22 protein-coding genes, 2 tRNA genes and 1 riboswitch are annotated in these 22,286 nt (G+C 68.2%); of the genes, 10 read left to right on the top strand and 14 right to left on the bottom strand.

The window, feature by feature from the left end; genetic code table 11:
- Window positions 1-53 precede the first annotated feature (53 nt).
- The 3 genes from ROY82_09345 to ROY82_09335 form a co-directional block, all read right to left on the bottom strand.
- Entirely contained in the window at window positions 54-2,183 is a 2,130-nt protein-coding gene (locus ROY82_09345; protein MDT3682660.1) for a copper-translocating P-type ATPase, read from the bottom strand.
- A 195-nt stretch (window positions 2,184-2,378) separates the two neighbouring features.
- On the bottom strand, window positions 2,379-2,834 hold the full coding sequence (locus ROY82_09340; protein ID MDT3682659.1) for a DUF411 domain-containing protein: 456 nt from the start codon (window positions 2,832-2,834) through the stop codon (window positions 2,379-2,381).
- A 104-nt stretch (window positions 2,835-2,938) separates the two neighbouring features.
- On the bottom strand, window positions 2,939-3,166 hold the full coding sequence (locus ROY82_09335; GenBank protein ID MDT3682658.1) for a hypothetical protein: 228 nt from the start codon (window positions 3,164-3,166) through the stop codon (window positions 2,939-2,941).
- A gap of 114 nt (window positions 3,167-3,280) precedes the next feature.
- On the opposite strand from ROY82_09335, the gene ROY82_09330 reads away from it, so the two are divergent.
- From ROY82_09330 to ROY82_09300, 7 genes are all read left to right on the top strand, one after another.
- Window positions 3,281-3,955, top strand: a complete 675-nt coding sequence (locus ROY82_09330; GenBank protein ID MDT3682657.1) for a response regulator transcription factor — start codon at window positions 3,281-3,283, stop codon at window positions 3,953-3,955.
- Window positions 3,956-3,963: 8 nt separating this feature from the next.
- Window positions 3,964-5,094, top strand: a complete 1,131-nt coding sequence (locus tag ROY82_09325) for a HAMP domain-containing sensor histidine kinase (GenBank protein ID MDT3682656.1) — start codon at window positions 3,964-3,966, stop codon at window positions 5,092-5,094.
- A gap of 224 nt (window positions 5,095-5,318) precedes the next feature.
- A complete protein-coding gene (locus ROY82_09320; protein MDT3682655.1) occupies window positions 5,319-5,753 on the top strand; it encodes a cytochrome c in 435 nt (144 codons plus the stop codon).
- Window positions 5,754-5,933: 180 nt separating this feature from the next.
- Window positions 5,934-6,203 (top strand): SHOCT domain-containing protein, encoded by a 270-nt coding sequence (locus ROY82_09315; GenBank protein ID MDT3682654.1) that lies wholly within the window; start codon window positions 5,934-5,936, stop codon window positions 6,201-6,203.
- A gap of 132 nt (window positions 6,204-6,335) precedes the next feature.
- Window positions 6,336-6,410: transfer RNA gene (locus ROY82_09310), tRNA-Asn, on the top strand.
- Window positions 6,411-6,638: 228 nt separating this feature from the next.
- Complete coding sequence (locus ROY82_09305; protein MDT3682653.1) at window positions 6,639-7,328, top strand: VIT family protein; 690 nt, start codon at window positions 6,639-6,641, stop codon at window positions 7,326-7,328.
- 56 nt (window positions 7,329-7,384) lie between these two features.
- Window positions 7,385-8,155 (top strand): hypothetical protein, encoded by a 771-nt coding sequence (locus ROY82_09300; protein ID MDT3682652.1) that lies wholly within the window; start codon window positions 7,385-7,387, stop codon window positions 8,153-8,155.
- A gap of 36 nt (window positions 8,156-8,191) precedes the next feature.
- Here the strand turns inward: ROY82_09300 and ROY82_09295 are convergent, their stop codons facing one another.
- Together ROY82_09295 and ROY82_09290 are read right to left on the bottom strand one after the other, a co-directional pair.
- The gene (locus tag ROY82_09295) at window positions 8,192-8,713 is read right to left on the bottom strand and encodes a cupredoxin domain-containing protein (protein MDT3682651.1); all 522 of its coding nucleotides are present in this window, start codon (window positions 8,711-8,713) and stop codon (window positions 8,192-8,194) included.
- A 392-nt stretch (window positions 8,714-9,105) separates the two neighbouring features.
- Window positions 9,106-9,390: a hypothetical protein gene (locus ROY82_09290; GenBank protein MDT3682650.1), complete on the bottom strand. Its 285-nt coding sequence runs from the start codon at window positions 9,388-9,390 to the stop codon at window positions 9,106-9,108.
- A gap of 50 nt (window positions 9,391-9,440) precedes the next feature.
- Here ROY82_09290 and ROY82_09285 point away from each other — a divergent pair, with 50 nt between their 5' ends.
- A complete protein-coding gene (locus tag ROY82_09285; GenBank protein MDT3682649.1) occupies window positions 9,441-10,799 on the top strand; it encodes an amidase family protein in 1,359 nt (452 codons plus the stop codon).
- Between the two features lie 30 nt (window positions 10,800-10,829).
- Here ROY82_09285 and ROY82_09280 read toward each other — a convergent pair whose 3' ends face one another.
- Entirely contained in the window at window positions 10,830-11,285 is a 456-nt protein-coding gene (locus tag ROY82_09280; GenBank protein MDT3682648.1) for a MaoC family dehydratase, read from the bottom strand.
- Window positions 11,286-11,356: 71 nt separating this feature from the next.
- Window positions 11,357-12,292, bottom strand: coding sequence for a VUT family protein (locus tag ROY82_09275; protein MDT3682647.1), 936 nt, complete (start codon window positions 12,290-12,292; stop codon window positions 11,357-11,359).
- Between the two features lie 97 nt (window positions 12,293-12,389).
- On the opposite strand from ROY82_09275, the gene ROY82_09270 reads away from it, so the two are divergent.
- Window positions 12,390-12,821: a hotdog fold thioesterase gene (locus ROY82_09270; GenBank protein ID MDT3682646.1), complete on the top strand. Its 432-nt coding sequence runs from the start codon at window positions 12,390-12,392 to the stop codon at window positions 12,819-12,821.
- A 38-nt stretch (window positions 12,822-12,859) separates the two neighbouring features.
- Here ROY82_09270 and ROY82_09265 read toward each other — a convergent pair.
- From ROY82_09265 to ROY82_09250, 4 genes are all read right to left on the bottom strand, one after another.
- Window positions 12,860-12,936, bottom strand: a tRNA-Pro gene (locus ROY82_09265).
- Window positions 12,937-13,173: 237 nt separating this feature from the next.
- Window positions 13,174-13,758 (bottom strand): regulatory protein RecX, encoded by a 585-nt coding sequence (locus ROY82_09260; protein ID MDT3682645.1) that lies wholly within the window; start codon window positions 13,756-13,758, stop codon window positions 13,174-13,176.
- On the bottom strand, window positions 13,758-14,939 hold the full coding sequence (locus ROY82_09255) for an ABC transporter permease (protein ID MDT3682644.1): 1,182 nt from the start codon (window positions 14,937-14,939) through the stop codon (window positions 13,758-13,760). Before ROY82_09255 ends, ROY82_09260 begins: the two co-directional genes overlap by 1 nt.
- Before the next feature lie 10 nt (window positions 14,940-14,949).
- The gene (locus tag ROY82_09250; GenBank protein MDT3682643.1) at window positions 14,950-15,564 is read right to left on the bottom strand and encodes a hypothetical protein; all 615 of its coding nucleotides are present in this window, start codon (window positions 15,562-15,564) and stop codon (window positions 14,950-14,952) included.
- A 276-nt stretch (window positions 15,565-15,840) separates the two neighbouring features.
- On the opposite strand from ROY82_09250, the gene ROY82_09245 reads away from it, so the two are divergent.
- Complete coding sequence (locus ROY82_09245; GenBank protein ID MDT3682642.1) at window positions 15,841-18,483, top strand: transglycosylase SLT domain-containing protein; 2,643 nt, start codon at window positions 15,841-15,843, stop codon at window positions 18,481-18,483.
- A 76-nt stretch (window positions 18,484-18,559) separates the two neighbouring features.
- On the opposite strand, the gene ROY82_09240 is transcribed toward ROY82_09245, so the two are convergent.
- The 3 genes from ROY82_09240 to ROY82_09230 all read right to left on the bottom strand — a co-directional run bounded on the left by ROY82_09240 (window position 18,560) and on the right by ROY82_09230 (window position 21,888).
- Window positions 18,560-19,864: a PQQ-dependent sugar dehydrogenase gene (locus ROY82_09240; GenBank protein MDT3682641.1), complete on the bottom strand. Its 1,305-nt coding sequence runs from the start codon at window positions 19,862-19,864 to the stop codon at window positions 18,560-18,562.
- Window positions 19,861-20,853 (bottom strand): glycosyl hydrolase, encoded by a 993-nt coding sequence (locus tag ROY82_09235; GenBank protein ID MDT3682640.1) that lies wholly within the window; start codon window positions 20,851-20,853, stop codon window positions 19,861-19,863. Before ROY82_09235 ends, ROY82_09240 begins: the two co-directional genes overlap by 4 nt.
- A gap of 180 nt (window positions 20,854-21,033) precedes the next feature.
- Complete coding sequence (locus ROY82_09230) at window positions 21,034-21,888, bottom strand: glycosyl hydrolase (protein ID MDT3682639.1); 855 nt, start codon at window positions 21,886-21,888, stop codon at window positions 21,034-21,036.
- 242 nt (window positions 21,889-22,130) lie between these two features.
- Window positions 22,131-22,212: riboswitch (cyclic di-GMP riboswitch) on the bottom strand.
- Window positions 22,213-22,286: the final 74 nt, after the last annotated feature.

Below are 22,286 nucleotides of genomic sequence, written 5' to 3'. Positions count from 1 at the left end.
GCATGACGACGCCGGCGGCTGCGGTTGCACCGGGCACCCGGTCCGTGCCTGCTTCAGGCGTGCAGCTTGGTGCGCCTGAGCGTCATGGCGTTTATGGCCACCACGATCGTCGAGAGGCTCATCAGCAGGGCACCTACGGCTGGTGAGAGCAGGAAGCCGGCCCAGGCGAGCACGCCGGCGGCTAGCGGCAGGGCGATGGCGTTGTAGCCGGTGGCCCAAGCGAGGTTCTGGATCATCTTGCGGTAGGTGGCGCGCGAGAGCTTGAGGGCGGCGAGCACATCGGCGGGATCGTCGTCCACCAGTACCAGGTCGGCAGACTCGATGGCGACGTTGGTGCCGGCGCCGATGGCGATGCCGAGGTCGGCCTCGAGCAGGGCGGGAGCGTCGTTGATGCCGTCGCCCACGAAGGCGGTGGGGGCGGTGCGCTGCAGTTCGCGGACCTTGGTGGCCTTGTCGCCCGGCAGGACGCGCGCGTAGTAGCGCTCGATGCCCAGCTCGCGCGCCACCGTGGCAGCCACCGCCTCGGCGTCGCCGGTGATCATCACGGGCTCCACGCCCGCAGCCTTGAGGCCGCGGATGGTGGCTTTCGCGCTCTGCCGCACGCGGTCTGCCAACCCGACCACAGCGAGGGCGCGCTCTTCGTTCATGAGGGCGATGGCGCTCTCGCCGCGCGCCTCGGCCTCCTCCAGGGCGCTACGTAAGGCGGGCGGGAAGTCGAGGCCCTGCTCCGCGATCCATTCCGGCCGGCCGACGGAGTACGTGACGCCGTCGATGCGGCCGCGCACGCCCTTGCCGGCCACGACCTCGAAGTCGCCCGAGTCGGGCACGCTGACCTCGCGGGCTCGGGCCTCCTCGACGACGGCCTGGGCGAGCGGGTGTTCGCTGCGGGTCTCGAGGGCCGCCATGATGCCCAAGGCCTCTCGTTCGCCTAAGCCGTCGGCGTGTACGGCGCTCACGCCGAACGCGCCCTCGGTGAGGGTGCCGGTCTTGTCGAAGGCGACGATGCCGATGTTGCGGGCGCGCTCGAACGCCTCGCGGTTGCGCACCAGGATGCCGTTGGCGGCGCTCATGGCCGTGGCGTTGACGATCACGAGGGGGATGGCGAGGCCGAGGGCGTGAGGGCAGGCGATGATCAGCACGGTCACGCTCCGGGTGACGGCCTGTTGCAGGTCGTTGGTGACCAAGAGCCACACGACGAACGTCAAGAGGCCTGCCCCCAGAGCGATGAAGAAGAGCCAACCGGCGGCGCGGTCGGCGAGGTTCTGGTAGCGGCTGCGCGACGATTGCGCCTCCGCCACCAGGCGCTGGATCTGCGACAGGGTCGTCTCGCCGCCGGTGCGGGAGACCTCCACCGTCAGGGCGCCCTCACCGTTCACGGCGCCTGCCACGACCTCGTCACCCTCTTCCTTGGGGACTGGACGCGACTCGCCGGTCAGGAACGATTCGTTGACGCTGCTGCGCCCCTCGAGCACGATGCCGTCGGCGGCCAACTGCTCGCCGGGCCGCACCAGGATGTGATCACCATGCCGCAGGTCGGCCACGGGCACTTCTTCGGTGGCGCCGTTGGTCAAGCGGTGGGCGGTGTTCGGCACCAGCGACGCCAGATTCTCGAGTGCCCGCGACGCGCCCTGCACGCTGGCCATCTCGAGCCAATGCCCGAGCAGCATGATGGCGATGAGGGTGGCTAGCTCCCAGAAGAACGGCATGCCCGGAACACCGAGCACCACGGCCATGCTGTAGGCGTAGGCGACGGTGATGGCCAGGCTGATCAACGTCATCATGCCTGGCTTACGGTCGGCGAGCTCGTGACGCGCTCCCTGCAAGAAGACCAGGCCGCCGTAGAAGAAGAGGACGGTTCCGAGCAGCGGGTTGACCCACTCGCTACCGGGGAAACTGACGGCCCGGTAACCGAGGATCTGCTGGACCTGTTCGCTGAAGTAGAGGATCGGCAGCGTCAGGACGAGCGAGAACCAGAAGCGGTCGCGGAACATCTCGGGCGAGTGCCCCGCGTGCTTGTCGTGACCTCCTTGGTCCCCGTGGCCGTTGTGAGCGTCGTGGGCTTGCTCGGCGCGTGAATCGTGAGCTCCGTGGGCCTGCTCCGCGTGCGCATCGTGAGCGTCATGGGATGGCTCGGCGCTGGAAGCTTCTTCGTGGTTCGAGTGATCGTGGTTCGAGTGGTTCACCTAAACTCTCCTCGGCAGCCACCCCAGGTGGGACGGGGTCCAGGCGGGACTGGGTTTCAGTGTACGCCTGGACACACTTAGGGCGGCCTCGGGCACCTTATCGGGCGGCCTCGGACACCCCATCGAGCGGCGCCGGATGGCAGGCCGTGCCCTTCCCCACGACTGCCACGGGAACCCGCCAACCGGAGCAGCCCGCTAGTAGTCGCCGAAGGCGCGTACGCCCCTCGCGTCGAAGGCGACGACCTGGAATGGCGCGGTCTTGGTGCCGTTCATGCCGGGGGAGCCCGCGGGCATGCCGGCTAGCGCGATGCCGTCAACCTTGGGTCGTTCACTTAGGAGGCGCTCGACGGCCTCGAGGGGGACGTGGCCCTCGACGGCGTAGCCGCCCACCTGGGTGGTGTGGCAACTCCAGGCGCTAGGCGGCACGCCAAACGCGAGCTTCGCGCCGGCGATGTCTTCGGTGTCGATCACCTCGACGTCCACGCCGCGCCCGCGCAAGATGGCGATGTAGTCCTCGCAGCAGCCGCACAGGGGCGACTTGGTCACGCTCACCTGCACGCCCTCGAGTGACGCCGTCGCCAGTGCCGGCCGGGTGGCCAGAACCAGCATGGCGGTGACCACCAGGACCAGGAGGGGCGCAAGCGTCAACATCCATTTCCTCGATCTCATTCTCATGTACCGTCCCTTTCTCGCCTTCGAGCGGGCCCGGCCGCTTCCGCGCGTTAGTTTCGGGCCACTTGGATCCTTCACTAGCTTCAGGTTCGCCCGGCCTCTTCCGCGCCCGACTTGCCGGCCCGGATATCGGCCGTTTCGCCGGTGGTTACACTTTCGGCCAGGACCGTACCGGGCGCTGCGCGCCGGTCGTCACTGGAGAAGTCGGGGAAGAGCGCCCGTACCAGGATGAGAACGAGCAGCACCAACGCGACGCAGGCCAGCAGCAGCCAGAAGCCGTGAGGGCCGACGTGCTCCAGGATCGCTCTCATGCCACTAACGTTAGCGGCGGGTTGTTGCGGCCGTTTAAGCGGCGCGTAAGGCTCACGTAAGGTTGGGCCGTCAGCTTGCTCGTACCGATTCCGGCGGGTGTTAGCTTGGTCGTGATGAGCCGCATCCTGGTGGTGGAGGACGACAGGGACGCCGCGCAGGTGGTGAGCGCCTATCTCACGCGCGAGGGTTACGAGGTCACCGTGGTTCACGACGGGGCCGCCGGCCTACAGCTGGCGCTCCAAACGCCGCCGGCCCTGATCGTGCTCGACTGGATGCTGCCGGGCCTGGGTGGGCCCGAGTTCATCACCGCTTTACGGCGCGAGCAGCGCACGCCCATCATCATGCTCACGGCCCGTAGCGAGGAGAGCGACCGCATCGTGGGGTTGGAGCTGGGCGCCGACGATTACGTGGTCAAGCCGTTCAGTCCCCGCGAGCTGGTGGCACGCGTGCGGGCGGTGTTGCGGCGGAGCCGGGCGAGCGAGTCGGAGGCGGGAGACGCGGTCGAGCACCGCGGTCTGCGAGTCGACCCGCTTCAGCGCCAGGCCACCTTCGGCGGGCGCGCCGTCGACCTCACGACCCTCGAGTTCGACCTGCTATACGCCCTCGTGCGTGCGCCGGGCCGCGTCTTCAGCCGCAACGACCTGATCGACCGCGTGTGGGGGCCCGATTTCGCCGGCGTCGACCGGGTGGTCGACGTGCACATCTCCAACCTGCGCCAGAAGCTGGCCAGCGTCGGCGCCGACACGTTGCTGGTCACGGTCCGCGGCGTCGGCTACAAGGTGGGCTAGGTAACGGCATGACCAGAGCACCCAAGTCGAGCCTCTACTGGCGGCTGCTGCCCGCCTACTTGCTCGTCATCGTGGTCGGCGCCGGCACCACGTTCCTGGCGGGCGAGGCCCTGGCGCCCTTCTTCTTGCAGCGGCATGTGGACGACATGATGGGAACGCTGCAAGCTGGCGGCACACAGTCGTTCGACGTCATGGCCGCGGATCTGGAGGCGGGCTTTCGCCGCGCCCTCACGCGGTCACTGCTGTGGGCGCTGTTGGCGTCCGCAGTCGCGGCCGGCGTCGTCGGGTTGTACGTCACCCGGCGGCTGGTTAGGCCCCTGCGCGCCCTCACGCACGCCAGCCGCCGCATCGCCGGTGGGCAGTACAGCCAGCGGCTCGGTGGCGGGGCTCCTGGCGAGATCGGCGAGTTGGCCGCTGCGTTCAACGTCATGGCGGAGACGCTGGAGCGTAGCGAGGAGCGCCGCGTGCAACTGATGGCCGACGTGGCGCACGAGTTCCGCACCCCCCTGTCGAACTTGCGCGGTTACTTGGAGGGCCTCGAGGACGGGGTGTTCAAGCCCGAGGAGCTGGCGGCGCCGGCGCGGCGGCAGGTACAGCGGCTCGAGAGGCTCGCCGACGACCTGAGCCTGCTGTCGCGCGTCGAGACCGGCCAGGTGCTGTTGAATTTCGCCCAGGCGGACGCTTCCGCCCTCCTGGTCACGGTAGCCGACGCCTTCCGGCCCCGCGCCGAAACCAAGGGCCTGGAACTCGAGGTGCGTGCCATGCCGAACGTCAGCGTTTGGGCCGACGCTGAGCGCACGGACCAGGTGCTGACGAACCTCGTTGCCAACGCCCTGCGGTTCACGCCGTCGGGCGGCCGCATCACCCTCGCCGTCACCGCGCTGCCGGACGGGCACGCCCGCTTCGAGGTGAGCGACACCGGCGCGGGCATCCCCCCGGACCAGCTTGGCATGGTGTTCAACCGCTTCTTCCGCGGGGACCAGGCGCGCGCCCAGCAGGAAGGCGGTGGCAGCGGCATCGGCCTCACGCTGGCCAAGCAGTTCGTCGAGCGTCAGGGTGGGGAGATCGGGGTCAGCAGCCGCGTCGGGCAGGGCAGCAGCTTCTGGTTCACGCTTCCGATGGAGCCAGGGCCGAGGTAGCCGCTTGCGCCCACTGGCCGCGCGGCATTGGCCCCGCCACATCACCGGACGCTTTACAGGAACCTTACACGGGCGTTATCCGCCGTTCATGGACAGCGCCGAACATGCCGAGGAGCTCCGCGCTCTCCCGTCATTCGGCCGAGAACACCTCGCCGGGTGCGTCGTTGGTGGTCGAACGAGCCGGTCCCGCCGGTCTCCAACTCTACGAAACGAGGTGGCCCAAGTTGGCACGAAAGCCTAAGAAGCGCGGTGCCCCGCGCTGGATGACCCTTGCCCTGGTGCTGGGCGTGGGCGGCGTCGCCGCTATCGCGATCTACTCCCAATTCGGTGCGGGTGGCGCCTCACCGCCCACGTACCCCACCTACTCGGCCGAGCAGGTTGCGCTGGGGGAGCAGGCCTTCCAAGCGAACTGTGCGACGTGCCACGGCGTCACGGGCGCCGGCGACGCACGTGCCGGCGTCCCCGCCTTGAACGGCAGCATGCACGCCTGGCACCATCCCGACAGCCAGATCGCCGGCCTGATCCGCCAGGGAGGCATGGTCATGCCCGCCATCGGCCCGGATTGGAGCGACGAGCAGATCACCGCCGTGCTGGCCTACATCAAGGAGTGGTGGCAGCCCCAACAGCGAGCCACACAGGCGCGCATCTCGGGCGGCTGACGCTCGTGGCGAGCGACCGACCACCTCTGGCCTGAGTCAGCTTTACCCTGCCTTTATTCGCGCTTAGCACCAAGCCACTACTCTTTCCTCATGCACCCGTAAGTGGTGCCGGAAGGAGTTCTTCATGAAGAACTTTAGTCAGTCCAGCATGCAGCAGCGGACGAGTACCGGAGGCGCCCGATGATGGGGTACCACGGTTGGGGTTGGGGTATGGGCGCTGGGGGCTTCGGGATGATCATCCTCTGGATCCTCGGCATCCTCGCGATCATCTGGGTCGTTCGTGAGGTGGGAGCCGGGAGGCTCTTCCCCCGCAGCGGCGGCGATCAGCGCAGCACCCCGTCGCAGGATTCCGCGCTCGCCATCCTTCGTGACCGCTACGCACGCGGCGAGATCGACGAGGACGAGTTCGAGCGGCGCAAGCGGAGCCTATTGTCAGGGAAGCCGGAATGAACCAAGGGCGGGCCTGGCGCGCGTCGCGCCCTCTCGAACTCATCGGGAAGCGTGCCAGACGCTTGTTGCCAACCCCCACCCCCTCTGGTACACTACGCTTCGCTTCGACTGCCTAGGCGCCGGAGCGCGTGTTCGGCGGTAGCTCAGCGGCAGAGCGATCGGCTGTTAACCGATTGGTCGTAGGTTCAAATCCTACCCGCCGAGCCAGACAGTTCATCCCCGTCCTGTACGGGAAACTCGAGTGAGCGGACTATCCTCCAGGGTGGCCGCTCGCTCGCTTTGTGTGCGCCCTGTGCGCGCACACGCTGACGGGCTCGTTCTCGCGCGCCTCCCTGTCCGCAAAGGACCCATGGCGACCGGCCGCCCGGCGAGTACGCTGAGGCGTGGAACCTCCCAGCGCCGTGGCCTCGATCCTTTGCGACGGAAAGAGTGCTCATGACTCACACTGAGCAGCATCGGTCCGACCGGATCGGTTGGCTTCGTGCCGCGGTACTGGGCGCCAACGACGGGATACTGTCGACCTCGAGCCTGATCCTTGGCGTTGCCGCGGCCGGTGCCTCGAAGCCGGCCATCGTCATTGCTGGGCTCGCCGGCCTGGTCGCAGGTGCGATGTCGATGGCGGCGGGTGAGTACGTGTCGGTCAGCTCGCAGGCCGATACCGAGACGGCGGACCTGGAGCGCGAGCGTGAGGAACTGGCGGCGGCTCCTGCCGCGGAGCAAGCGGAACTGGCCGCGATCTACGTGTCCCGCGGTCTCGAGCCCGAGCTGGCGGAACAGGTCGCCGTCCAGCTGATGGCGCATGATGCGCTAGGAGCACATTCCAGGGACGAGCTGGGGATTACCGAGGTTCAGAGGGCAAGGCCGCTCCTGGCAGCGGCGGCGTCCGCAGGCAGTTTCTCGCTGGGCGCGGCGCTAGCCCTGGCAGTGGTGTTGCTGGTGCCGCTGGTCCACGTCACGCTGACGGTCGTAGTGAGCACGCTCGTCGGCCTGGCAATTTTGGGTTGGCTGGCAGCCTGGACCGGTGGCTCACCAGTGGTGAAGGGAATGGTGCGAGTTACGGCGTGGGGAGCGGTGGCCATGGCCCTGACGTACGCCATCGGTGCGCTGTTCGGTACCGTCGTGTGAGCCCGCCGTGGGCCGGGGTAAGCTTCTGCCATCCAAGAACGAGAGGGGTCGCCCGCATGCGTCGCTCGACTTCACCCGCCCTGTTCCTGCTTTCGTTGCTAGCCGCTCTGCTCCTCGGCCAAGCGCACGCCCAGTACGGCGGTTGGACCAACCCCTACACGGGAAACACCTGGAACAACCCCGGCAGCTCGCTGCTGGACACCATGATCCAAGGCAGTCGGTTCATGCAGGACCCGGCCGCGGGTGCAGCCGGCAACGGCGGCGACGGTAGCGGCAGTGGCGCCGCCGGCGAGGCAGGTGCGGAGCTGCCTCGGGTCAGCGCCACCAGCTTTCGATCTGCACCGCAGCGGTTGGAGGTCGCGGCCTTCGCCCAGAGCCTCACGAACGACGCGGCCGAGCAGGCCACCTTCATCCAGGCTTTGGAGGAGGGCATGGCGCTGTTCGAAGACGCGGCGCGCGACGCGGGCCGGCCCAACAACGCGGCGATGGCGATCACTTACATGATTGCAGCCAACTACGCGGTCTACACCGGTGGGCTCGAGGTGTCGGACGAGGCGTTCGAGACGCTCTGGGGCGCTGTACATCAGATGCTCGCCGAATCGCTCGAGTTCAGACGCTCGAGTGACCGCTCCCGCCAGTCGCTCTACGAAACGGCCGTCATGATGGCCACCTTGCCGCTCATGGGTTACCTGCAGGCGGTCGAGGCGGGCGATGCGGGCTCCGCCGCCATGTACCAGGAGTTTGCCGGTCGGGTGTTGAGCAGCTCGTTGGGTGTGGCGCCCGACAAGGTGTTGTTCACGGCCACTGGGGTGTCGCTAGGAGACTGAAGGCGCCAGGGTACGGCAGTTAGCTTAGGGACGCAGTCAGTGGTGGTCGTCGGTCTCCATGTCGTGAGCGTGTGTGACTATGAATTTTCCCTGCATGCCGGCGGCGCGGTGGCCGGTGACGCCGCAGTAGTACTCGAAGGTTCCGGCTTCGTCGGCGTGGAATTTCACGGTGGAGGTTTCGCCTTCACTGAAGATGTGGTCAGCCATAGCGCCGAAGTCGGGGAACATGATGTCGTGCTCGAGCCCGCTGGCGTTGATGATGGTCACCGCAACGATGTTGCCCTCAGACGCCGTGAGATCGGGATTGAGGATGCCGTCGATGTCGCCGCCAACGCCGATGTAGCCGATGCCGTCGGCGCCGAACGTGGCGCGCAGCGTGTAGTGGACGTCCGCCGGCTCGGTGATGTCTGCACCTGAGGACATGCCGGCGTGGTGATCCTCGGGCTCGTGCTCGTGTTCTGCTTCGTGAGTGCTATCGGCGAGAGCGACGGGGAGGAGGCAAAGCAGGAGGAACAGCACGGGGAGGCTGTAACGGATGTTTCGTCTGCGAGATAGCATGTCGATTCTCCTTCCGAGTCGTGCCCCAGCTTACCTAGGCCGTGGAGCCGAAGCCCATTACTGAGACGATGGCCGCTCGCCTCCAACTCGCAATGCCGTCCCGCGGAGAAACTGCCCTAAGGCGGGAACTACCCTAAGGCGGAGATCCTGCCATTGGCATGCGTCAGGAGCCCAGGGGCCCGGTCTGTAAGACCATAATGCAGGGTAACGCAAGAACGATAGGTGTCCATGTCGGAGACGCACATTCGCGAGTCTCATCCGCGAGTCTGCGTTATCACGGCCCAGCACGGCCGAGGCGACCGTGCCGCCTGACACCACACACGCATCAGTGATTCAGGGGGCGTTCACGGCCACTGAGTTGTCGCTAGAGGACTGGGCGCCTGGGCACCGGCTTAAGCCCCGTGCCGCTTCCGCGCGGCCCCCAAGGGGTTCGACACCGCATGCCTCGCCGCCGCCCACGCCCGCTTGAGCTCCAGCTCGTGCGGATCGAGGGTGGGCTCCGAGGCGTCGGCGAAGTGCGCGACCTCGTCGCTCTTGGCGTTCAGCACCATGTTGAGGACCGCGTGCAATGACGCGCGCACGGCCAGGCCCTCGCGCAGCATGTCCTGTAGCTCCAGGACGCGGTTGACGAGGTCCTCCTGGCTCATGGCTTCGAGTTCGGCGCGAGTGCGCTGCATGGGCGCATGTTACCGCGGGCGGCCCTGCGGTCCTCGCGGTATCGTCGGGCATGCCCCAGCAGATCACGTCTCTGACGCTCACCGAGCTCGCCCGGCGCTACCGCGACGGGTCCCTCGATCCCGTCACGGTCGCCGAGGCCTACCTGGCCGCCATCGAGACGCATCCCGAGGGGAGAACGGTGTACCGGGTGGTCAGCGAGCAACGCGCCATGGCCCAGGCACGCGCGGCCAAGCGGCGCCTCGCCGACGGCCTGGGCGGCGGGCCACTGCTGGGCGTCCCGATCGCCATCAAGGACCTTGTGGGAACGGCGGGTGACGTCACCGCGGCCGGTTCCAAGGTGCTCGCCGAGCGCGCGCCGGACTCCGAGGACGCCCCGGTTGCCGCGCGGCTAGATGCCGCGGGTGCCGTCTTCCTCGGCAAGACGAACATGACGGAGCTGGCCTACTCGGGCATCGGCATGAACCCGCACTACGGCACGCCTGGTTGCGCGCTCGACCCGAGGCGGATCCCGGGCGGCTCGTCATCGGGCTCCGGGGTCGCGGTCGCCGCAGGGCTCGCCGCCGCGGCGGTGGGGTCCGACACGGGCGGCAGCGTGCGCATTCCCGCCGCCGTGAACGGGATAGTGGGCCTGAAGGTGACCGACGGCCGGGTGCCTACGGATGGCTGCGTTGCCCTGTCGACCACCCTCGACACCCTCGGCCCGCTTGCCCGCACTGCCGAGGACGCCTGGGCCCTCTACCTGGCCATGATCGCCGAGCCCCCCAGGCCGCTTGAGCCGCTACGGCAGAAGCTCATGTTCCTGGCGCCAACGACGCTGCTCAAGGACGACCTCGACGCCGCCACGGCGCGCGGCTACGAGGAGGGGTTGAGGCTGCTCGAGGAGCTGGGGCACGAGGTGCGCCGCGCGCCACTGCCCGTACTGCTAGAGGCACCGGCCGCCTACGAGCGTTACGGTTCATTCGCCAGCCACGAGGTGTGGGCGCTCTACCAGGACGAGTTCGAGAGCCGCGGGGCCGACTTCGACCCGCGCGTCCTGCAGCGCGTCCTACGCTTCAAGGGGCGCCCATCGAGCGACTACGTCAGGCTCGGTTACGCGCGTGCGAGGTTCCAACGCCGCTTCTGGCAGGAGCTCACGGGGGTAGACGCCGTGGTGGGCCCCACCATCCCTCACGTGCCGGTGGAGACGGCAGCCATCCTCACCGACGACGAGGCTTACCACCGGGAGAACGCCCTCATCCTGAGGAACACCGCGCCCTTCAACTTCCTGGGCAGCCCGGCCGTCAGCGTGCCGGTCGCGACGACGGACGGGGGCCTCTCCATCGGGCTGATGGCCGTCACCCGGCCGCAGGAGGAGGAGCTGGCGCTAAGGGTCGCGCGGGCACTCGAGGCTCAGGCCATCAAGAAGTGAGGCGCCAAGGCAACCAAGAGGTAGGGAGGCTCAGGCCACCAGGAGGTACAGGACGTCCGCCACCAGGGCGGGGGTGCTCGCGCCTTCCGCCTCGACGCGGCACGTGAGGGTGGCCAGCCAGCGGCCCTCACCCTTGGGTTCCAGCTTGCTGAGGATCGCCGTGGCCTGCACCGTCGAGCCGGCGGGCACCGGCGCCGGGAAGCGCAGCCTGTCGATCCCGTAGTTGACGATGAGGGACAACCCGGCGGGGAAGAAGTCCATGCTGGCCACCATGTCGACCAGGAGCGACAGCGTGAGGTAGCCGTGCGCCACGGTGGTGCCGAACGGCCCGGTTGCGGCGCGTTCCGGGTCCACGTGGATCCACTGGTGGTCGAGGGTGGCGTCGGCGAAGGCGTTTATGCGCGCCTGATCGATGGTGACGCGGTGCGACGGTCCGAAGGTGGTGCCGATGAGGCCCTGTAGCTCGTCGATGGAGGGGGCTGCCATGTTGGTCCTTCCGGCCGCACGAGGTCGGCGGGTTGGTTGGTGGTTCGAGACTAGCACGCGTCGCCAGGGTGTCAGGCGGCCCCGGCGTCCCGGCCCTCGCCGCCCAACACGCCCCGCAGGAGCCCGATCATCCCCAGGGCAACCGCCATGCCGCTGGCGTACTTCACGAGCACGTCGGTGACGATGACCTGGACCATCCACGAGGTAGTGGCGAACTCCTCGCCCCAGAACGCGAGCAGGGTGAACATGACGGTGTCCAGAGGGGCGCTGACGGCGTTGGACGCGGCAACCCTTGTGAGCCAGCGGCGCCGCAGGAGGCGCTGGTAGATCTCGGTGTCGGCCGTCTCGGCGACCACGATCGTGAGGAACGACACGGCCACGTACCGCAGCGGCGTGCCGAGGGAGGCGGCCAGCGCCACGTTGGCGCACGCCGCCATGAAGATCATCAGGTAGACGGCGCGGCGTCCGTGGCGGTGCACGCGGTCCCGCTGCGTGAACGTGATGCCGAAGAAGAGCGTGCCCACGTTGATCAGGAAGAACCCACCCAGTGGGATGAAGGAGTCCAGGGTGAAGTTCGCCAGCAGCGTGGCGGCCACGTAGACCGCTGCCGCCGCCAGGAGGCTTTCCAGGCGAGGGCCTCCCGCACGGTTACGGATGGTTCGCAGCAACGCTAGCGCCGCCGCCAGGCTGGCCGGGGCCAACAGGTACTCCCAGCGCGCGAGGCCCAAGACGGCGAGCGCGGCGACGACCGCCGCCCCCCCGACGACGACGACCGCGGCGCCGGCGGTGGCGCCGCGCGAGGTCTGCACGCTGCGCAGGTCGGTAAGCGCCCCTGGGAAGAGGAGCCCGAAGAGTGCGAGCGCTAGGAGCGGCAGGTGGTCGGTGGGGGTGGGGCCGAAGGTCGAGAACCAGGCGAGCGCCGACGGCCCCCCACCCAGGGCGAGCACCAACGTCGCCATGGCGGCGGGGCCGCGCCAACCGGTCTCTCGTCTAAGCATGGTCTTCATGGGCGTCTTGCACGCTCGCACGCGCAACCCACTTTACAGTCCGCGCCTCGGTGGGGGTGCGCTCCCTTCACGCGCCGGCGCGCTTGTATCCTGTGGCATGAACTCGGATGACGGCCCAGTGGTCACGGGGCAACTTGCCGATCTGAATGCGTCGTGGCCCAAAACCCTCATGGCCACCTTGGGTATCGAGCTGGGCCACGTGAGCGGCGAGCGCGTCACCGCGACGATGCCCGTCACGCCCAGGCATCATCAGCCACACGGCATCATGCATGGCGGCGCCTCGGTGGCGCTGGCCGAGACGGTGGCCAGCGTCGGCGCCACGGCGGCCCTGCGGCACAAGAACCAGCGCGTGGTCGGGCTCGAGATCAACGCAAACCACGTCGGGGCAGTGAGGAGCGGCACCGTGACGGCTACGGGCACTCCCATACACAAGGGACGCAGCACGCAGGTGTGGGCGGTCGAGATCCGTGACGACGGCGGCCGGCTCGTGTGCGTGTCGCGCTGCACGTTGGCTGTGCTGGACGGCTAGGAGCAAGAGTCGCGGGGCCCCGTTGGAGCCCCGCCAAGTGGTCGGGGCGAGAGGATTTGAACCTCCGACCCCATCGTCCCGAACGATGTGCGCTACCAGGCTGCGCTACGCCCCGACGCAACTTGTGAGTCTACCGAGGCACCGTGCCGGGGGTCAAGCGCACCGTGCGCAGCGAACGCAAACCAAGAGCGCCCCAACGCGGCTCGCACGGCCCTCTTCCGTCAGCACCCACTCGCGCGAGACGAGTGGTGGGTCGTGGCGCACGTGTTGCTGGTGCCCGCACTCCAGGAGCGCCGCCCAGTGCCCCTCGTCGTCCTTACTGAAGCCAACTATCCGGCGCGCCGGGCGCTGGTCAGTCGTCATCATCGAACCAGCCCACCGCCTCGAGAGCACCCTGAGCGGCGTCGACGGTGAACCCCCTCCTGGCCAGGAACGCGAACGCCTTGGAGCGGGCGCGCAGGCGCGCCTCGCGACGCAGCCGCTCCTCTCCGCCAGGCGGTTCCTCGGCGGCATGCGGTTCCTCCCCGGCCTGCGGCTCTTGGGCGGCCTGCGGTTCATAGCGCCAGGCGTTCTTGCGAAGGAGCGCCGTGGCGGCGGCCAGTTGCCCCTCCGGGGTCAGCTCGGTGAGGCGCTCCTCCACCAGCTCGGGGGCGACCCCTTTGCGCGTCAGTTCCCGACGCAACCCCAGGCGCCCGCGGGAAGAGGACCGCGAGTTCACGTACTGGTCGGTGTAAACAACGTCGTCTACGAGCTTCAGGTCCGCCAGCCGCACCACCAGGCGGGCCGCCTCCGCCTCGTCGATCCCGCGTCGCAGCAGCTTGTCAGTCAACTCGGCCGTGGTGTACATGCGCCTGCTCAACAGGAAGAGCAGGTAGTCCCAGGCGCGCTCGGGCGAGAGCGGACCCGGGGGGCGGCGCCGGCGACCGTTGCCCGCCATCAACGCAGGACGGCCACTGGGTCGAGCCTGGCCGCGCGGCGCGCGGGCAGCAGGCCCGCGACTACGCTGGTGACGAACGACACGCCGCACACCCAGATGACGTCCCACGCCTGCAACTGCACGGGGAGCTGGGTGATGAAGTAAAGGTCGCCCGGCAGCGGGTAGGGCTGGAACTTGAAGTACGCCGCCACGGCCAGGCCCAGCAGGGCCCCTAAGGCGGTGCCCGCTCCCCCCAGCAGGAAGCCTTGCAGCGTGAACGTGGCCAGAATCTGCCGCTCCGAGGCGCCCAGCGCGCGCAGTATGGCGATGTCCTCCGTCTTCTCGTTGACCGTCAACACCATTACGTTGGTGATGCCGAAGGCGGCGACGATGACGATGAGGAACACCACCACCCCGATGACCGCCTTCTGGAGCCTCAGCTGCGAGATGAGGCTGGCGAAGAGGCTCTCCCAGCTGATCGGCCTGAGCGAGTACTTGCCCGCCAGCTCGAGGCCGATGGAGTGAGCGGCCCCGGGGTCGGCGAGGCGCAGGTGATAGCCCGTGATGCGGCCGGCGACGCCCAGGTAATCCTGAAGGTTGGCGAGGGACATGTAAGACGTCACCGAGTCGATCAGTTCGTTGCCGACGCGGAAGGTGCCGGCCACCTTGAACTGTGCGGTGGCGCCGGAGATGTCTCTCAGCATGACCATGTCGCCCAACGAGACTCCAAGCGATTGGGCGAGCGTGGAGCCGAGTACCACGCCGCCGGCCTCGGCCAGGGCGTGCGCCTGCTCGGCCAGGACCGGAAGGTCGAGGACCGCCGTTTCCAGCTTGGTGTCTATCCCCACGACCTGAGTGAAGCCTTGCCTGGCGGTCACACCCAACGACTGGCTAGCGCGCCTGGCGATCAGGGCCTGGCCGGACAGGAACGGCGCCACGGCGGTGACGCCCGGCTCGCCTGCAAGGGCCGCCTGGAGCTCACGGTCATCGGGCAGGGTCTCGCCAGGGAGGTAGTTCTGCAGTGTGAGCATCGGGGTGGCCCTGAGGGTGCTCCGGATCAGCTCGTCGATGAACCCGTTGGTGAGCGATAGGGCCACGATGAGCACCGCCACCCCTACCGCCACGCCGGCGACCGTCAGGGCAGACTGCAGGCCACGCCTACGAACGTGGCGCCATGCTAGGTAGGGAACCAGCGCACGCACGCCCCAGGGCTCAGCGTGAGGCCAGCAGGACGGGGGCGGCCTCGAAGTCCAGGTCTGCCTTGGGGTGGGCCGTGCCCCAGCGGCCGTAGCGAACGAGTTCCACCTCGACCTTGCGCACGCCCCAATTCACGGCCTGCGAGTAGCTCTCGAACCAGACGTCCAGCTGACTGGTCTTGCGCGCGTGCATCGTGTCCTCCACGATGAACACCTGATCGTCGAGCAACGCCTGGAACGCGCCGGCCCCACGGCCGGAGTAGTAGTTCCCGAGATCGCGGAGGTACACGAGGGACCCGTAGGGCAGGTCGCCGCCGAGCAGGTCACGGCTCACCGCGACCACGCCGAACTTCGTCCGCGCCCCGGTGGACGTGATGAAGGGCGTCGAGTCCGTCTGGTTCACATGCGAGTTGTAGCCCGTCGCCCGCAACACGAAGCGCGGGTTCGCGGTCGGTCCCTGGACGGCCAGGTCGACCGGCGACGAGATCGAGGTCGCCAGGACCTCCGCGTGCGGCGCCACTTCGAGCGTGACGGGCGGTGGTAACTCGGTGCGCGGCGCACTGAAGGCGGTAATGAGGGCAGAGATCACGAGCCCGAGGGCCACGAGCTTGCCGCTGATGTGCAGAGCCATCTGCGCCTCCCAATCGCGGCATCTTAGCAAACCAAGTGTGAGAGTTCGCACACGTGCGACACTGCGGCGGCCAGCGTTCCTTAACCTCCGATCCTCGGACGCCGGCGACCATGCCTGTCACCCGCGTGGTGGCCGAGAACGCATCGTGTCGGCCACCCCCCTCGCGGGGGCTCCAAGCAGGTAACCTGTGCGCTCGGGGACCGTAAAGATCCCGTCAGTTCTTGCGTGTTACGCATGTGCTGAAGGATTACGCCTGTACTGAAGGACGACCGACTCTTGCCATTCATACCAGGGCTTCTGGCCACCCCCACCGTCATCGCCAACGCTCTACTGAGCCTTGCCAAAGACGCGTCCCTGCCCCTCAGTTGCCCCGACAGGGTAGGGGTCGTGTCGCCCATGTTCGACGAGGAGGCCGGGGCCGCCACGGCCCTCTCCTCGCTGCTGCGACAGAGCACGCCGTTCGACGAGTTGGTAGTAAGCATAAACGGCGGTTCCGACGCCACCGACCGGGTCGTGGCGCAGACCCTGAGCGATCACGGGTACCGTCCCGTGGACAGGGTTCCCGTTCCGGACGCGACCGCGACCTTCGAGCGCTGGCTCATTCAGGGCGGTCCGCCCGTGGTGGTCGTGCACCACGCGCAACCGATCTCCAAGTCCGACAGCATCAACGTGGTCCTGAGTGGCGGTCTGCTCAACTCTGAACGCGTCCTCATAGTCGACGGTGACACGATCCTCGACGACGAGTTCCTGGCCTGCCTGAGGGCGAACTTCTACCGGCTCAGGCGCGTTGGCAGGGGCAAGAACGCACGCTTCGTCATCGACGACTATGCCCTCCAGTCCGGTGCCGTCATGTCTGCGGCCCCCGGTCCGGGAAGGCCCATGGCGGGCTTCATCCACCGCGCCCGCGCCGCCGAGTACGCGATAGCCGCCGTCTTGCGTAAGGGCCAGACGGCGCGTATCGGTGAGGGGAACGTGTTCGGACGCTCACGCCTCTACACGGTCGTCGGCTGCGGCTTCACTGCCCGTCGCGAGTGCTTCCCGATGCCGGCCGATACTCAGACCGAGGATCACGACTTCACTCTCACCGTACAGAACGCTCCCAGCGTCGACGAGGCGGTCACCGTCGAGGCGCTCACGGAGCGCGGTTTCCGTGCGCTCGTAGACGGCGAGGAGGTCGAACTCGGGCCGCTGATCGGCGAGCGTCCCGTGGTCATGCGTCACGGCGGCGACGCTCGCTTCATAACCGAGGCCATCATGTTCACGGAGGACCCGCCGAGTCTCCCGGGGTACTTGCGGCAGGTGGAGCGCTGGAACGGCGGTGGCGTCGAGAACGGTCTCAAACGAGTGTTCGCTCGTGGCGCCTGGAGCAAGTTGCACGCCAACGTGCGCTTCACGGTGGCGACGGCTCACTTCGAGAACTTGTTCGGGCTTATGCTCCTGTTCCTGCTGCTGCCGTTGACTTTGGGGCTCAACTTCGCGCTGCCTGGCCACGGCACGCCCCTATGGGGCCTGCTGATCTGGTTCTGTATCGACCTCGGCGTCGCCGCCCTGCTGGCCGGCTGGGGTTTCGGGCGCCTCGGCCTGGGTCAGGGGATGCGGGGGTGGCGGCTGGCCGGGCTCGTGGTGAGGAACACGGCGCGCTCCGTGGTGGCGTTGACGGCGCTGCGCGGCTTCAACGCGGTCACGTTCGTGACCGGCGCCGTGCGCGCCACCTCACGCTTCCTCAACCGGCGCGAGATAGACGCGCGCGCGACCATCACGTGGACCAGGCCTCGCTCGAGCACCGGCCGGGGACCGCAGCTCCGGTTCTTCGGCGCGACGGCAAGCCTGCTGGCCATGGGAGGCGGCGTCTTCGTGCTCGTCGCCGCGCTTGCCGCCGACTCGCGGCCCGGGTACCGCGCCACGTGGCGCCTCATACACGAGTCGACGCCCGTCCTGCAGAGCATGCACCAGCAGGTCCGACTGCCACTCGGTGGGAGCAAGCTGCTAGACGCGGTAGTCGACGCCGGCCTGACTGCGCCCCCCTCGAGACCCGACGCCACGGCTGACGCCGGCCACGAGACCGCCTTGGGCGGCGTGAACCTGAAGGTGCGGGCGGCCGCCTCCGGCGACTACCACGTCTCGGCCTTCTGCACCGTCAACGACGTGCTGCGACCGGCAAGGGAGCGCCGCACGCTGGAGGTCCCCGCCTCGGATTACGAACCGCTTTCCGGCTGGGGGCTCTTGGTGCTGGCGCGGCTTGCGCCGTTGGTGGCCAACATCGAGGAGGCGGCGACGGCCTACGACGTGCCCGCCGACCTGCTCCTGCGCGTCCTGATCAACGAGTCGTACCTGGACCCACTCGCCGTTGGACCCACGGGCGACCTCGGGCTGGCGCAGGTCACGACCGACGCCCTTACCCTCATCAGGGCCCTCTCGACGGACCCCTTGTCGCCTTTCGCGAACCCCGGCTTGTTCGCGGGCACCTTCTCCGCCTTCGATCCCGACTTCTCTGTCTGCGCCGGCGCCGTCAAGCTGGCTTGGGCGCGGTCGCAGCCGGGCGGCAACGACGAGCACATCGCCTATGCGCGCTACATCAACCCCCTCGAGGGCGTGGTGCGCGGGAAGGTCAGCGACCGCCACGCCGCTCTGGTGGCGGCCATAACCGACCTCGAACCACTGGCGCACTCGCTGGAGGCGACGATCAGCGCCTACCGCGCCGACCCCACGTCCATCGCGGACAAGGAACGCGCCCTACTGGGCGTCACGAACCTGGTAGCCGACGGCAAGATCACCGTCGCTCAGGCGTACTTCGTCACGGCCGGGCTGGTAGAGAGCTTCGAGATCGCCGATCTGCCCTTCTACGACGCCATCCGGCACGAGCTCTACGGCGACGACGGCGCAACGCCCGAACCGCATACCGGCGGCGACGTCGGCTGAGGGGCCAGCCGCAGGCAGCGACGTCGACCGGGGGGCCGGCCGCAGGCAGCGACGTCGACAGGGGGCCGGGTGCGGGCTAGCGCGCCTCCGCCAAGCGGGCCAGGGTTCCGTCGATGCCCAACACCAGCACCTCTCCCTTGGGGCCGTCCACGATGCCCGAGACGGGCCTCGCGGTCTGCAGCAGCAGCACCACCTCACCGGAGTCGAGGTCGAGTGACCACAGCCGGCCCGTTATGAAGTCTCCGAACACGTATTTTCCGAGCAGGTCCGGTAGGGCGGCGTCGGCAACCACCGTCCCGCCCGTAACGGAGAACCCGCCTTCGGGGTCGATGTTCGGGTGCCCGTAGTAGGCCACGGGCGGCACCAGGTCGAGCTCAGCGCAGTCTGGAACTACCAGCACTCCCGTGTCCGGGTGAGCCAAGCACGTGGGGCCCTCGCGGGCCGGCCAGCCGTGATCGCCCCCTTTCACGACTACGTCGATCTCCTCCCACGTATCCTCGCCGACGTCCGACAGGATGATGGCCCCGTCGGATGGGGCGAAGGTGAACTTCCAGGGGTTGCGAAAACCGTATGCCCAGACCTCGCCCCTTGCCCCGGCGGCCGCCGCCTCCGGGTCGTTCGCCGCCGTGAAGGGGTTGTCGGCCGGGATGGCGTAGGGCTCGTCGCTTCCGAGGGGGAAAGGGTCGATACGCAGAACCTTGCCGCGTAGTGACCCAAGGTCGCGTGCGGGGTGCGGGTGGTCGTAGAGGAACCGCGGGTTGCGCTGGCCGTCACCGACGCTCACGTAGAGCATGCCGTCGGGCCCGAAGGCCACGTGACCCCCATGGTGGAACGGCTCGGGCACCCTTATCCGGAGGAGGACGGTCTCCTCGCTTGCTTCTGCGCCGCTCAGGTCGGGGAGGACGGGGTAGGCGGCGACGACCAGGTCGTTGGTACCCCGCTCCGTGAACGCGGCGATCAGGTGGCGGGGCGTGCCCCGGGCATTCGCCCGCTCGGCCGGCTCGAGCGCGACCGAGAAGAGCCCCTGCTCACCCATCAGGCCCGTGACGCGGCCGGCGAGCGACGGGAAGTACTGCGGATCGACGGCCCCGTCCTGGTAGCGCTGTATCACGCCGTCCAGCGCCACCAGGAGGAGCGCGCCGGTGTCGTCGAGCGGCACCGCGTCCACCGGCAGCCTGAGGCCCTCGGCGAGGGTGTCCAGGCGGTACTCCACGGCGCTTCGCCCGCGGGGCCTGACGTACGCGGCGGCCGGTGGTTCGGGCTCGGCGAGGGCCACGCTCAGGATCGACGCTGCGGCGAGGACCGAGAAGAGACGGCACGCAAGGGAGCCGCGGCCGAAACGGCCGCGGCTGGACATGGCGGGGAGCTGCTTACGCTTCATCGCTCGCGGAGAGTACCTCGCATGGAAAGGGAAGCCGGAACTGCCGAAGCACTGGCTGGGTCGATCTCCTGCCCAGCGGCCTCGGTGGGTTCCGTGGCGTGCGAGGCGAAGTAGTTGCGAAACGCCTCCAGGGAGCCGACGGAGCTCTCGATGCGCCAGTCGGTCTCCTTGTTTTCATTGAACCAGACCATGGCCGCTACCCGCGGGAAAGCCGTGGAGAGGAGCATGTCTTCGACCCACTCGGCCTTGTCGCCGCCCTGTTCACTGGACGCGACCTCTGCCAACCAGACGGGCTGGTCACCGAGCTTCGTGATGCGTTCGTAGCCGGACTCGAAGACTTCGTCGAACGTCCGCCACCCTATCGCCGGTCTGGCGGTGCCCCAGTTGTAGCCGTCCAACCCGATGACGTCGGCGAACTCGGCACCCGGGTAGTAGAGCTCCATCGCGTTCTCCTTGGTCCGGGGCTCGTCGGTGACGTTAGGGGTGAACACCCAACGCACGTTGGCGGTCCCCTCGGCGCGGAACACGCTCACGACGTGCCTCCACGCCGACTTCAGAGCCTCGGGGTCGCCATTCCAGGGCGTCCACTCACCGTTCATCTCGGGGAAGAGCCGAACGTATACGGTTCCGGGAGCGGCGCCGACCCCACGTGCCCAGGCCCTGATGTAGGCGTCGTACCGCCCCGCGGCTATGTCGGCGGGCGTCTGCGTATGCGACTGCCAGGTCACCAGGGGCGTGCGCCCGTGGGAAAGCAGGTCGTTCACCGGGACGGGGTCGTAGGGCACGTCCCATGACGTGTACCAGTGGGCAACGGCGAAGGTCCCTCCCACGCGGCGCTCGAGGTCTTTCAGGGGACCAAGGTCGTTCCACACCCCGGAGGGTACGAAGGCGCCTATGGCCGGCCGCCCGCCGGCCTCTCTCACGCTGCGCGCCGCGGGCGGCTCGGAACACCCGGTGACGACGGCCGCAACGAAAGCGACGGCGAGCACCAAGCGCAAGAGCGTCCTTCCGGGCCCAGGAGGGCCCTTGGGCAAGGCATTCGTCGAAAAGTGCAAGGTCAAGTCGCAGCTCGCTTCGGCGGAACGGGATCCGCTGTGAGATACCTCACGAAGCTAGCACTTGTCGGTGGTCTTACTCAAGCCGCCGGCCGGGCGTTGCCGGACCGGGCGTCAGCGCGCAGAGGCGGTGGTGGTGCCGACTGCCAACGATGCTCGGAACGCCTCCAAGGTGGCGGTGTCGGAGTCTATGCGCCAGTCGGCTTCCTTATCTTCGTTGAACCAGACCAGGGCCTCGATGCGGCCGAAGCCGGTCGTGGCGAACATGTCGCGCACCCAGGCGCTCTTGTCGCCGCCCTCGTCCGAACTCGCCAGTTCCGCCAGCCAGACGGGCTGATCGCCCAGCGCCGTGATGCGGTCGTAGCCGGCGCGGAACACGTCGCCGAACGAACGCCACCCGACCTCCGGCAGCGTGTCACCCCAGTTGTAGCCGTCGAGCGCGAGGACGTCCACGTAGTCGTCGCCGGGATAGTAGCGCTCCATGGCGTTCTCCGGCGTACGGGGCGAATCGGTCACGTTGGGGCTGAAGACCCAGCGGACGTTCGACGCACCCTCCTGCCGGAACAGCGTGACCACGCGGCGCCATGCCGCCACCAGCGTGTCCGGATCGCCGTTCCAGGGCGTCCAACTGCCGTTCATCTCCGGGAAAAGCCTGACGTATAGGACGCCGGGGGCGGTGGCGGCGCCACGCGCCCAACCGCGGATGTAATCGTCGTACAAGCCCGCGGCGATGTCGGCGGTCGACTGATGGTGGTTCTGCCAGCTGATCATCGGCCTACGACCGCCCTGCGACGCCATGGCGACCAGTTCGGGGAAGTAGGGGTTCTCCCAGTTGGTGAACCAGTGCACGACGTCGAGCCGCCGTCCAAGGTTCATCTCCAGCCTGAGCACCGGCTCCATGCCCTGCCAGATGCCGCCGTACGTGAAGGCGCCGAACATGGCGGTGCTCTCCAGGTTCTGATCGGTCATACCGTGTGGGACACTCGGGGCTGGTTCCAGGGCACTGTTGCAGGCATTGAGCAGGAAAGCGGCCGCGAGGGCCGATAGGGCCGCGCGGGCGGACACCGAGCGGGCGCGTGAGTGGCGCCTGCAGCGAGCGTACCTGCTTCTTGCCTCAAGCCGTTCGGTCATCGCATCCCCGGACCTCTCGGTCCTGGGGCGCCTGCTCGGCCGTTGCTCTAACGGTCACCCCTAGGGTGGCGTAGACGACAGTCCCTTGGCCGGTTGCGCTACTCGCTCCATCTGTTCCAAGCGCCCAAATGCAGAACAGACTTCATAGCTTCCAAGTCCGACCCGCCGAGGCCGGTCGTGGCCAGTGCGGTTCGGTGCCCGAACGACTCGGGCTGCGGGCCACGTGAGAACCCGCG

The sequence above is a fragment of the Truepera sp. genome, from assembly GCA_032027045.1.
Lineage (GTDB): Bacteria > Deinococcota > Deinococci > Deinococcales > Trueperaceae > JAAYYF01.
This window is presented reverse-complemented; position numbering and strand designations above follow the sequence as displayed.